Annotated in this window: 13 protein-coding genes; 12 read left to right on the top strand and 1 reads right to left on the bottom strand. The window is 44.1% G+C overall.

All coding sequences use genetic code 11. The features are described from left to right. Position 1 precedes the first annotated feature (1 nt). The 11 genes from LEP1GSC058_RS12640 (at position 2) to LEP1GSC058_RS12590 (ending at position 10202) form a co-directional block, all read left to right on the top strand. On the top strand, positions 2-583 hold the full coding sequence (locus LEP1GSC058_RS12640; RefSeq protein WP_016550417.1) for a phage baseplate protein: 582 nt from the start codon (positions 2-4) through the stop codon (positions 581-583). Positions 584-588: 5 nt separating this feature from the next. Then, complete coding sequence (locus LEP1GSC058_RS12635) at positions 589-930, top strand: phage baseplate plug family protein (RefSeq protein ID WP_016549883.1); 342 nt, start codon at positions 589-591, stop codon at positions 928-930. Further along, positions 927-1721 (top strand): phage protein, encoded by a 795-nt coding sequence (locus LEP1GSC058_RS12630; RefSeq protein WP_016550176.1) that lies wholly within the window; start codon positions 927-929, stop codon positions 1719-1721. The genes LEP1GSC058_RS12635 and LEP1GSC058_RS12630 overlap by 4 nt, the downstream gene beginning before the upstream one ends. After that, a complete protein-coding gene (locus tag LEP1GSC058_RS12625; RefSeq protein WP_016549489.1) occupies positions 1718-2344 on the top strand; it encodes a Gp138 family membrane-puncturing spike protein in 627 nt (208 codons plus the stop codon). The genes LEP1GSC058_RS12630 and LEP1GSC058_RS12625 overlap by 4 nt, the downstream gene beginning before the upstream one ends. Continuing rightward, on the top strand, positions 2341-2694 hold the full coding sequence (locus LEP1GSC058_RS12620; RefSeq protein ID WP_016550571.1) for a GPW/gp25 family protein: 354 nt from the start codon (positions 2341-2343) through the stop codon (positions 2692-2694). The genes LEP1GSC058_RS12625 and LEP1GSC058_RS12620 overlap by 4 nt, the downstream gene beginning before the upstream one ends. 3 nt (positions 2695-2697) lie before the next feature. Further along, positions 2698-3897, top strand: a complete 1200-nt coding sequence (locus LEP1GSC058_RS12615) for a baseplate J/gp47 family protein (RefSeq protein WP_016549385.1) — start codon at positions 2698-2700, stop codon at positions 3895-3897. Beyond that, positions 3894-4844: a hypothetical protein gene (locus LEP1GSC058_RS12610; protein ID WP_016550197.1), complete on the top strand. Its 951-nt coding sequence runs from the start codon at positions 3894-3896 to the stop codon at positions 4842-4844. The genes LEP1GSC058_RS12615 and LEP1GSC058_RS12610 overlap by 4 nt, the downstream gene beginning before the upstream one ends. After that, entirely contained in the window at positions 4844-5743 is a 900-nt protein-coding gene (locus LEP1GSC058_RS12605; protein WP_016550921.1) for a hypothetical protein, read from the top strand. The genes LEP1GSC058_RS12610 and LEP1GSC058_RS12605 overlap by 1 nt, the downstream gene beginning before the upstream one ends. Positions 5744-5916: 173 nt before the next feature. Continuing rightward, the gene (locus LEP1GSC058_RS12600) at positions 5917-6789 is read left to right on the top strand and encodes a hypothetical protein (RefSeq protein WP_016550125.1); all 873 of its coding nucleotides are present in this window, start codon (positions 5917-5919) and stop codon (positions 6787-6789) included. Positions 6790-7164: 375 nt separating this feature from the next. Beyond that, positions 7165-9192, top strand: coding sequence for a neutral/alkaline non-lysosomal ceramidase N-terminal domain-containing protein (locus tag LEP1GSC058_RS12595; protein WP_039948620.1), 2028 nt, complete (start codon positions 7165-7167; stop codon positions 9190-9192). A gap of 575 nt (positions 9193-9767) precedes the next feature. Continuing rightward, the gene (locus tag LEP1GSC058_RS12590) at positions 9768-10202 is read left to right on the top strand and encodes a GlcG/HbpS family heme-binding protein (protein WP_232224729.1); all 435 of its coding nucleotides are present in this window, start codon (positions 9768-9770) and stop codon (positions 10200-10202) included. Between the two features lie 16 nt (positions 10203-10218). Here the strand turns inward: LEP1GSC058_RS12590 and LEP1GSC058_RS12585 are convergent, their stop codons facing one another. Then, positions 10219-10845 carry a TetR/AcrR family transcriptional regulator gene (locus LEP1GSC058_RS12585; RefSeq protein ID WP_016550735.1) on the bottom strand — a complete coding sequence of 209 codons (627 nt, stop codon included), beginning with the start codon at positions 10843-10845 and terminating at the stop codon, positions 10219-10221. Positions 10846-11002: 157 nt separating this feature from the next. Between LEP1GSC058_RS12585 and LEP1GSC058_RS12580 the strand changes: the two genes are divergently transcribed. Then, positions 11003-12244, top strand: coding sequence for an NADH:flavin oxidoreductase/NADH oxidase family protein (locus LEP1GSC058_RS12580; RefSeq protein WP_016550185.1), 1242 nt, complete (start codon positions 11003-11005; stop codon positions 12242-12244). Positions 12245-12300 lie beyond the last annotated feature (56 nt).

The raw sequence follows: 12300 nt of genomic DNA, 5'->3' as shown, positions 1-12300 counted from the left end.
TATGCCTGCTCTAACAAACAGAATTTCGAGCTACGTTTTCGGGGGGAGAAACCGCGTTGCTCTGCGTTCGCAAACCGACGACGTAACTTTCGATTCTACGATCAATATTACAAAAGATCGATCGGCGACTGCTACGACTCATGCGATCGAAAAGGGTGCGGATATTACCGATCATGTTAGCTCGGATCCTTTATCAATAAGCTTCACTGCAATTATTTCCGATGCAGATTATGATCCGCTTGATCCCGCTTCTTTTTTTAATAAGAAAGTCGGGGAGAGATTAACCTTGCTGAAGACTTGGGTTGATAGCAAGGAAGTTCTCAGCTTTTTCGGTTACGAAGAGGACGAAGTGATCGAAAACGTTATTATTGAATCTTATTCGGAAGAACAAAATGTAGATTTAGGGCAAGGACGACAAATTCAGTTTAAGCTGAAGCAGATTAACATTGTAGATTCCAAAACCCAGGATATTCCGTTACGTAATGGCGTTACTAAAAAAGGAAGTTCCCAACCTTCGACCGTTTCCACTACTGGAAATGCAGGCGTTAATAAGCCAATGTGCTCATCGATAGGCGGAGGATAGAACCATTGGATTTACAATACCTTCCGTTGACAGTTGATGAGGTCCCAGTTGAAAAGGATTTCCTCATCGGTGAAACCTATTCCTTTCGGTTTCTTTATAACGATCGGGCCGACTTTTATACCTGCACAATTTTGGATCTGGACGGAAATATTCTATTCATAACGAAAATATTATATGCGACCCCGTTAATAGATTCGGTAATAGATGGTTTAAACATAAATCGGCGAATACTACCGTTAAATCCTCAGGAGCTCGAGCAAGTTAGCGTTTTGCAAGGACAGGTTGTAAATCGAGCCTCGCTAGGTTCGACGATTCTACTCTTGCTGGGGAATATTATTTCACTATGACGGCGTTATATAATAGAGCGGCGACGGTAAATATAGGGGGAAGAGAATTCTCGTATCCTCCTTTCTCCATCGAATTTGTACAAGAGTTAAAATTCAAAAATCCTCAATCGACTACTCTTAAATTATACAATCCATCGCCGGACACTGTTGGGGTCTTCGATGCTAAAAAGAAAGGCCAAGGAAGAATTTATCCGAATGTAACTGTTTCGGCAGGCTATAAAGAGGATTATGGGACTGTCGTTTTTGGGGAAGCATTTGCTTATACCGTAGTTCAAGAAGGTTTAAATAGAATTTTAGAAGTGAAAATCTCGGATAAAACCAAGGATTGGGGCACAGCGATTTTAAATAAAAGTTATAAGAATGTAAACGCAGAATCGATCATTAGGGATGTCTGCAAAACTTTAAGCATTGCACCTGGAGAAATTAATTTAGGCATAGGAAAATTTTATGAGTCTATCGTTCTCCGTAGTTTCCGGGATTCGATCCAGAAATTGGCAAAAGACACGAATTCGGATTTCTTTTTTAAGAATGGCCTTTTGACGATAGTTCCATCAAATCCGAGCGTTAAAACTATTACGAAGCTGGACCCAAGTTCCGGGCTTCTGGAACGACCTCAGAAGACGTCTAACGGGTTTAAAATAAAAACATTATTTTTATATAATTTAACGCTCGCGAACGTGGTACAAATTAATTCCAAGGAAGTGAATGTTAGAGCGAGAATCACTAAAGTGAATCGCACGTTTTCCACATTCGGAGACGCTTATTGTGAATTCGAGGTAGTGCCGATATGAGTTTTGCCGAACTTTTGGAAACGTACGTGGATATGCGAGAAAGAGGGATTCAGGTCGGAATGGTCTGCAAGATAGAATCCTTTAACGCATCTACCATGAGGGCGGACATTCTCCCGTTGGTAAAAGAACAGAATATTTTGGACGAGGTATCGGATTATCCGGTGATTCCGGACGTTCCCGTTCAATTCGTCCAGATCGGCGCCGGTTGCTACATCAAACCGTTTTATCAGCAAGGAGATTTGGTCTGGGTAGGTTTTTCGACTTTCGATATTAGAAAAAGCTTAAACGCCCAGAAAGAGACCGTAACTTTGGAATCGAAAACCTTCGGTCTGGAAAACGCCTGCGTATTGGCAAGAATTGCGGAACAATCTTGGACCGAACCTCAAAATTTAATTAAATTTGAAAATGGAAAATTAACTTTAAAAGTCGGTTCGACCGAAGTTTCCATAGGTTCTTCCGGGGTCGAAGTGACCGGGGATTTCAAGGCTTCGGGCAATGTGGAAGGCGGTCATGTGATTGAAAACGGTCTTTCCATCGGGCAAATTAAATCGGGATTCAACGCCCACGTCCATCCGTTTGTCGCTACGACTCCTCCAACCGGTATTACGGGAACACCATTATGAAAACATTAAAAGTAGAAAATAATGATTTAGTTTATGAAAACGGCCGGCTGGTTCAGCTGGAAGGAATTGATGCGTTAAAGCAAATTCTCGGTAACCGGTTGAAACTTTTTTTAGGGGAATGGTTTCTTGCTCCCGACGAGGGGGTGGATTGGATCGGTTTAGTCGATCAGGGACCTTTTGTACAATCTCGATTTATTAATGCTGTTAAGACGGCCTTGCTTAAGGAACCTACAGTCACTTCGATCACAAAGTTGGATGTAAGCTTCGATCGAGCAACCCGTCAAGTTACGATAATGTTCGAAGTCCAATCGAGCCTGGGCCTGCTAAGCGGCACGGTGTTCGGAGGGTAATCTATGACTTTCGGTGTTACTGTACAAGGTTTTAATCGAAAGCTTTATTCGGATATTCTTCAATCCTTGGAAGATCGGGCACGCTTGCCGGAAAATTTCGGTCCCGATATCGATCTTTCGCCTTACGGTGAGTTAGGGATAATTCTTCAGAATGTTGCTAAGGAAATCGACAATGTTTGGCAAGGCTTGGAAGATACTTACTATTCAAAATACATTAATTTGGCCGAAGGTGTCCAACTAGACAGGATTGTGGCCCAGGGAGGGATTTCCCGGCTGCCCGCTAGAAAATCGGTCGTTCAGGTTACGGTTGTCGGAACCATCGGTGCGACAGTTCCTCCGGGGTTTCTAGTTCAGACTCCTCAAGGTATTCAATTTGAAGTCATAGCACCTGCAGTTTTAACTAGCGCGGCCGGAGTGGAGTTTACATTTAGAAGTATCGATACAGGACCCCAAACGAATATTCCCTCGGGAGCGATTACGGATATCGTCACTCCGGCGGCCGGAATTAATTCCATCTCGAATTCGCAACCTTCTTTGGGTGGAGGACCGGTAGAGACCGATGCCGAACTCCGTCAGCGGTATAAGGATCGGGAATCGTCGGGTGGATCCTCGCTGCCGGCCATTCGTGAAACAGTACTCCGAGTTCCGAATGTTACTACCGTCTTTGTATATGAGAACGCAACAAGCGTCGTTGCGGACGGACGACCACCACATTCGATCGAAATCGTAGTCTCGGGCACCGCAGCGGATTCGGATTTGGGACAGGCTATATTCAACTCAAAACCTGCCGGAATTGAAACCTTCGGCACCCATTCCTTTACGGTTGCCGATGCGAACGGGCAGACTCACATAATGAACTGGTCCGTTCCGACCGCCAAGGTGGTTAACGTCATCGTAAACATTACTAAAAATGCAAACTGGACGGATTCTAATATTCCGGTAGTTAAAACGAGAGTTGTCCAGGCTATCGGTGGAGCGGATACGATCGGAACGCAAATCACCGAATATCATGGGTTGGATGTCGGTCAAAGCGTGGTTGCTTGGGAAATCATAGCAAATCTGGACAAAATTCCCGGGATAGACGATGTCACGGTTTGGACAGCCTTTGCCCCCACTGTTCCGTCGTCGTCGGCAAAATTGGTCGTCGGCGCGATCGAATTCGCTCAGACGTTTACCGCTAACGTTACGGTGAATATATCATGACGGCTTTCAATGCTCTGCAGAAATTCCCACAGTCGATTTTAAATCAAGAACCCGGATCTTTTTTAGGGCGATTATGGAGCGTAATTTCATCCGAATTGGACGAAATAGAAATACAGCTCCAGGCTTTGAAGGATTTGGAATATATTTATTATGCGACAGGCGTCAACCTAGATGTGCTCGGAGAACTTCTGAATGAAACGAGAGTTCCCGGACAAGGCGACGATACGTACAGACTATTTATCTTAATCGCGATTAGTAAGAGACTAGCAAAAGGAACATTGCCTGAAATAATCGAAATCGGTAAAAATATTGCCGGTTTGGAAAACGGAACGGTATTTATTCCGCAGGAACTCTATAGCGATCTCGATTCGATATATTTGGATGCATTATCTTTATTGGATGGATTGGAGCCTTTGGACCCGAGCTCGAAAAGTCCCGCTTCCTTCGAATTGGACGTGGAGGGGGATGTAAATCATCTAAAAGTTCCGACTCTCCTAGCGAAAGCTGTCGACTCGATTCGTCCTGCGGGAGTATATGCAAAAACTAGAATACGCTTTTTATTCATAGAAAGCAATGGACGAGAATATACCGCTAGGCGAGGCGTATTGGATGGAACTAGTTTCTTCGACGGATTAACTTTGAGAAATCCGCAGGCCAACTATGCTATCGATCAAGGAGCTATCGGTGACGGAGGAATCGCTCCGCCCGGGCCTTCGGATACAGGACTAACGCATGAACTTTCTCGTAAACCTATCCATATACAACTCCTTCCGGACGGGACTCGGGAATATACGATATCATTATCCTATTCCGAATTGAACGGCGATAACCTAAATGAACTGGCCTTTTTTTCCGGAGGACGATTGGTATTCAAAGATTTCTTCGATTCAAAACCGAAAGATAGCACGTTAGTGTACGATTTTAAACTGAAGGAGACTGCAATATAATGGGCATTCCGAATCCGAATAAATCGAGAACTTGGGATAAGAACACTCCGAACGACGGAGTTTTATTGGACGTGGAGTTTAACAGTCTTTATGCGAATGATAACGCCTTACAATCTCAGAGAGACGCGGATATTGCGAATCTTCAGGCGCAGATCAACGCATTGAGCGCGGCAATCGGTCAATCGAATGTCCCGCTAGGAGCGATTATCGAATATGATTTTCCGGATATTCCGCCTGGATTTCAGATTGCAAATGGCCAAGCAGTTTCTAGGACCGTTTATTCCCTGCTCTGGACGAAAGTTCATAGAACTGTTTCCGGTATGGACCCCGCCGCGAGCCGGATTCAGTCAGCCTCTCACGGTTTAACTGCCGGACAATTAGTGAAATTTTCATTCGCTGGCGGCGGGGTTTCTGCGAATACTTCATATTATGTGATCAATCCGACATCTAACGACTTTCAGATTTCTTTAACCTCCGGCGGCTCAGCAATTGCCCTCACGGCCAATCAAACGGGAGACATGATCTCCCACATACAATACGGCTTCGGCGATGGTTCGACCACATTTACTCTTCCGGATCGTAGAGGAATTTTCCCTCGCGGAGCCGGCCAGCATGCGTCAAGAGCGAAGGCAGCTGGGGGCAATTACAATGGGGGGGCGATAGGGCAGGAAAATCAGGATATGTTTCAAGGGCACTGGCATAATAAAAGAGAAGTGCCGAGCAATTATAGTAATCTTGTTGGGGGGTTAGCTGATCAGATTAATTCCTCCGCTTTCAGCCAAACTTCAGCCGTTCGCGTAACGGACCCAATATCGGACGGAACGAATGGAAGCCCGAGAATTGGAAGCGAAACGACACCTGCTTCGACAGCCGTTCAATATATCATTAGAGTACAATAATGAATGTGAGGAATTAGTAAACTTTGATGGGGCGGCGAAGGGATTTGCTTAAATACGTCTTTTCAAATGTATAATGAATCGTATTAATTATTAGAAATTAAGTTTTATTAAATAATGGCCGGAACTCTATAATCCCAGCGTTCAGATATTACACTTAAGGAGATATCTTCATCATGTCTATCCCCAATCCGAATAAAACGAGAGCTTGGGATCGTTCCACTCCGAATGACGGCCTGCTTTTTGATGCAGAATATACGTCTCTTTACGCAAACGATAATTCGTTGCAGATGCAGATCGCGAATTTGCAATCTCAGATCGATTCTTTGACGAATACTTTTTCCCAAGTTGCAGTGCCATTAGGTGGTGTGATTGAGTTTGATTTTCCGAATATTCCTGCTAATTTTTTAGCGGCAAACGGGCAAGCAATATCTAGATCGACTTTTTCCGCTTTGTGGACTTTAATTCATCGAACGATTTCAGGTTTAATTCCGGCGACGGGTAAAGTTCAATCCTCGGCGCACGGACTGGCTGCAGGCCAATTAGTGAAATTCTCTTTTACAGGGGGAGGAATTACTACGAATACACCTTATTTCGTCGTTAACCCGACGACTAACGACTTTCAAATTTCGTTAACTCCGGGTGGGGCGATCGTTGCATTGACTTCCAACCAAACCGGCGATCTGATTTCTCATATCCAATATGGTTTCGGAGACGGCTCGACTACGTTCACATTACCGGATCGTCGCGGAGTATTTGCGCGAGGTGCAGGGCAACATGCTTCGAGATTGAAGGCGGCCGGTGGGAATTACGACGGCGGCGCTACCGGACAAGAAAATCAAGATCAATTTCAAGGTCATAAACATGCTCCGCCTGACGCTCTCGGTATTGCACCAGGATCGGTATATCCATCAGGACCAATCTCCTTCCAAGCTGCAGTGATACAAGTTGGAATTCCAACAACGGACGGCGTAAACGGAGTTCCTAGGACCGGGAATGAAACGGCCCCAGCTTCTACGTCGGTTCAATATATTATTCGAGTTATTTGACAAATCAAAGAGGAAGATTTTCAAAAAATCATTCTTATTTAACGCCGTCAATGCGTGGCTGCTTTAATCTATCTAAGTAACATGGCAGAATAAACTCATTTTCATTAATGGGTTTTCTGTAAAAAAAAAAGAAGACCGGTCACGAGAAGCTCTGATCTATTTTTGGTAATTTCTTTCTCATTAAAAATTTTAGTAAAAACCGTTTTTCTTTTCTCACTTTTAAAGCCAGAATCCGCTCATTTCTTAGACGGATATAATTGGTTTGTAAGCAGATTTCGTATTCTTCTTGAGATCGAAAGTCCTTGCCGAATTTTAATTCTTATGATAGCAAGGACTTCCTTTAATATAGTTGAAAAACCAACTCCCGGAGGGGGAATGAACGCCGTTCAAAATAAGAAAAGAAAACGATGGCTTGCAATCGCAGTGATAATCCAAATCGCCTTACTGCTGCTTGCCTGTGGAAGTACAGCTCAATATAAAATTACTTATAAAAAACCGGATATGTCATCCAAGACTAAGGGTTTAGTTGCGGGTGTTTCCAAGATCGATTTGACCCCTCCGCCGGGCATGCCCCTGGCAGGTTACTCTATGTTGGCTGAGACGGAAAAAGGATTTCGGACCAGAATCTATGCACGGGTTTTTTATATTAAAAAAGATGCAAACGATCCTGTCGTTTTAATTCAGAGCGATCTTTTATCCGGATCGCTATTGATTCATCATTTACTGGCGGAAAGACTTACATCTACCACCGATATTTCTTTCGGAGGAATCGTATTCGCCGGGACGCATACTCATTCCGCGCCGGCCAATTTCTATGATAATAACTTTTATAATGAATTCGCATCCAATAAGCCGGGATTCGACAAGGCTTGGACGGAATTCGTTTTAGATCGTTTAACGATTGCTGTTCAGGAAGCATACAAGAGTGCGCGACCGGCAAAAATCGGTTCCGGTAAAACTCTTGTGTGGGGGCTGACTCGTAACCGCTCCTTAGACGCCTATCGTGCGAATAAAAATTCCGGTTTTACGGAATTAAAGCCGGAGATTCAATATCAGACGATTAATCCGGAATTGATAATGATTCGGATCGATGCTCAAGATAAGGACGGTAAGTTTAAGCCTCTTGGAGCGTTTAGTACGTTCTCGGTACATGGTACGACGATACCAGATTCTACCGAAGTCGTAAATGCCGATGTCTTCGCATATCCGGAAAGAATGTTGGAAAAGAAGATTCGCATAGATTATAAACCAAGTTGGGATCCGATTCATGCTCTGAATAATTCCACGCACGGAGATAACTCTCCTGACTATCGGGAATCTATGCAGGGTTTTATCGAATCGAAACGGATCGGAGAAGCGATCGGAAAACGTGCATTAGATCTTTTCGATTCGATAGGTGCTTCTTTGCATTCCGACGCAAATGTTTCGTTTAACTCGAAAGAAGTCGACGTATATGAGGAACCTAAATTTGGAGAGGCCGAGATTTGTGATCGTCCCTATGTCGGAACTGCATTGACGGGTGGAGCGGAAGACGGTCAAACTCCGATTCTTTTTTGGGCTCCTTTCTTTGCGGAAGGATGGCCTAGGTGGTTCTTTACCGGAGGATGTCAGGGGCATAAACGCATCGTAGGATTTAAATACTTGCAACCGATCGTATTGCCTAAATCAAAATTTCCTCATAAACTTCTATTTCAGTCGGTAAGAGTCGGTGATACGTTACTTTTGCCGTTACCGTTTGAAGTTACGAAAGAATCCGGCCGGCGATTCGTGGAAGCTGCAGTTCAGGCGAACGGATCGATTAAGAATGCATCCGTTATCAGCTGCGCAAACGGTTATTTCGGATATGTTACTACGCCTGAAGAATATACGCGCCAACATTATGAAGGAGGTCACACCCTGTTTGGCCCGGGTACTCAGCCGTTCTTGCAGGCTCATTTGGTGGACTTGACAAAGAATTTACCTTCGTCTGGCGGAAAGGAATCTTTTCCGTCATCCTGGGAATACGAGCTCGACGCAAAGGATCATTATCCTTCCATGAAATCCTTTTCCGGAAGCCGGGAAATCGTTAAGATTCCGCAATTGGTTCTCGCTGAAGAAAATTCGGAAAAGCATTGGGTTTTTCGTTACCGGGATGTCGGTCCTTCAAAAATTTCTCTGCATGACACTCTCGTATCCATTGAATATAAGGATGAAGGCCACGAATGGAAACCTCTCTTATCTGACGGCGAGATCGTTAATGATCGTGGCGTAGATATTGAAGTGAAAAAAATCGGGAATACCGGAGATGGTATGGCGATTTATGAAGTTCGCTGGTATAATCCGGAGCAGATCGGGAAAAGAAAATATAGATTTTCGATTCGTCCCCGGGAAAATCTCGGAGAGTTTGTCTCGCCTGAATTTTAGAAAATGATTCAAAAAAATGTATGTAGGAGCTCCTACATACATTTTAAAAAAAAAAGACTTTCCCTATTTTTGAAACTGTGTTATGGATTCACGCGGAACCACCGACCGGCCCGCGCCCAGGAAGGGTGGGGAAACCCTGTACCTTATTCTAGTATTTCCTATAGAATCACAAGATCATCGACTATTTCTAAACCCGTGAACCCCGGTTCGCTATAGATATCAGCTAAAGGGACCTTCTTCTTTTAACAGTACCGATTCTCTTAAACATTTTCAGTTGACTTTTTGTTTTCATTTCATATTCTAAAAATGATCGATGGAGACTTTCATCGATTTCTCAATTTCGGAAATTCTCGATTTTAACGCGAATTTCTCCCGCCAATTTCAATTTCGTCCCGATCCTGCAAGAGGAAATGGAACGGAACTAACAACCTTAAAAATATCGAGCGGCTTTTGGCATCCATTGGAATACTGAAAACCTTTCGAGGAGAATATCTATGCATGTAAGAATGAGTAAAATTTTTGCGATGAATAAGTTGATTCTACTATTTATCGTAGTTCTATTAGGAGGATCTAAAATGACATTTGCACAATCACTGCCGCTTGTTTACGGAAATCCCATTACTTTGGAGCAGGCAAAAAAAGTAATGGCTGCAGCGGAAGCGGAAGCCAAGAAAAATAATTGGCTTATGGCGATCGCGATAGTGGACGCAGGTGGAAATTTGGTTTTATTCCAGAAGTTGGACGGAACGCAGTTGGGCTCGAGCGAGGTTGCAAAATTAAAAGCGTCGACTGCTAATAATTTTAAAAGGCCTTCAAAAAGTCTCGAGGAGGCGATTGCGAACGGTGGTATCGGGTTGCGAATCCTTGCGATCCAAGGAATTGCCCCGTTGGAAGGCGGCGAATTAATTCTGATGGATGGAAAAATTATAGGTGCGATCGGCGTTTCCGGAGCGCAATCAACGCAGGACGGTCAAGTCGCTAGAGCGGGAGTCGCCGCTTTGAAGCAGTAACGTCAATGTACTGATCTTAATCGCAGTCCGGTTTATGTACAAAAAGTAAATTCTTAAAGAACGAACGCAAAACATCTCGTCCCCGGCTCTGTAACTCTCTACGTGTCGGGGATATATCGGATTGAATTTGCAAACCATCAAAGGCAGCCAATATGGTTCGAGCGAGAACGGAAGCAGAAACGCTTGCTACGAGCGTTCCATTTTGCTGGCCTTCTTCGATTGTGGTCGTAAAGATGGTTTCGAGCGAATCATAAAAAGCGATGATTTCGTCTTCCATCATTCCGCCGTTCGCGGTCGCCTCGGCAAACAAGCGAGGCGAGCAGTTTCCTTCGATTGCGAGTCGATTTGCAAGTCGTTCAAGATATTCACCCAGGCGAAGATGAGCAGGCAGAGAGGCAACTTCAGGCTCTTGGAATCCTAACCGATCCAGATTCAAAAATTCTCGAATCAAGGTATCCCGGATATCTTCCTTGCTTTCAAAGTGGAAGTAGATTCCGCCTTTCGTCAATCCGGCAGCATCTGCAATGTCTTGAACGGAGGTTTTTTCGAATCCTTTGCTGAAAAAGCAACGCATTGCCCCCTCTAATATGGATTCTCTTCGAATTCCCTCAGGAAGTTTCTTCCAACCGGCATTTTTAGACATAGTTTTCTTCGTTCTTTCTAAAATTTAGACCTGCCTGGTCAAATGGGAAATATATCCTTGATAAAAATAAATACCAACTGGTAGGAATTTTTGTTTGACGAATTTTTCCTAATAAATACCGATGGGTAGGAAATCTTTTTGAAATTCGGAGTTTTCCATGGGTTCCCTTTCCGTCTTGTCGCAATCGCTAACACTTCCTAACGGTTCAGTCCTTCCAAATCGAATCGCAAAAGCCGCTATGGAAGAAGGTCTCGCGGATAAAAACTTTCTTCCGGGAGAGAATATGTTTCATCTTTACGAACGCTGGGCTCGCGGAGGCGCCGGGCTATTGATTACCGGTAACATGATGATCGACCGCACCGCATTGACCGGGCCCGGTAACGTAATTGTTCGAGACGGAAATATAGAACCTTTTCAACGATTAGCGGAGGTGGCTCAAGCTAAAGGATCTAAGCTTTGGATGCAGATTAATCATCCGGGAAGGCAGGTCTTCGGATTCATTGCAGAAACGCCTGTAGCTCCTTCTGCGGTAAAAGTCCAAATTCCGGGTAGGTTCCTCGCTAAGATTTTCGGAACTCCAAGAGCTTTAACTTCGGACGAAATTAAGCGCATCATCGATCGATTCGTCAATGCGGCGAAACTTGCGGAAGCGGCCGGTTTTCATGGGGTGGAAGTTCATTCGGCACACGGTTATTTATTGAGTCAATTTCTATCGCCGTTAACGAATCTCCGAACCGACGAATGGGGAGGAACGCTCGAAAACAGAGCGAAAATTTTGCTCGAAATAGTAAAAGGAATTCGCGCCACCACCAAACGGGAGTTTTGCGTGGGAGTTAAATTGAATTCGGCGGACTTTCAAAAAGGAGGATTCGAAGAATCTGATGCGATCAAAGTGATTGAAATGCTTAATAATACCGGAATCGATTTGCTAGAAATTTCGGGGGGAAATTATGAATCTCCGGCGATGCAAGGAAATTCAAAAACAGGAACGAGTCCTCGTGAAGCTTACTTTTTGGAGTTCGCTCGGAAAGCAAGCAAGTCGGCAAAAATGCCTTTAATGGCGACTGGAGGATTCCGCTCGCGTTCGATTATGGAAGAAGCGATTCGATCCCATGCGGTCGATATGATAGGGATAGGAGCTCCTTTTGCCTTAAATCCGGATTGTGCTTCTAAATTAATTTCCGGTGAACTTGAAAGTATACAAGTAGATATTCCGGATCTTTCGAATCCCACATTCAATTCGCTATCTAAGATGTCCGCTTTAAGGGTGCAGTTCAGCAGAATGGCCAAAGGCAAGGATCCTAAAGTTCCGTCGTTTCTTTTGGGAAATTTAATTCTGGAGCAAATCAGAGCCAGACGGAATGCGAAGAACTATAAGAGATTTCTTTTAGCAAAGTAGATTTTGTATGACCTTTTTCCCTTTGCTTCGGAAGACCCCCGGAAAAAGTAATCCGT

The organism is Leptospira fainei serovar Hurstbridge str. BUT 6 (genome assembly GCF_000306235.2).
Lineage (GTDB): Bacteria > Spirochaetota > Leptospiria > Leptospirales > Leptospiraceae > Leptospira_B > Leptospira_B fainei.
This window is presented reverse-complemented; position numbering and strand designations above follow the sequence as displayed.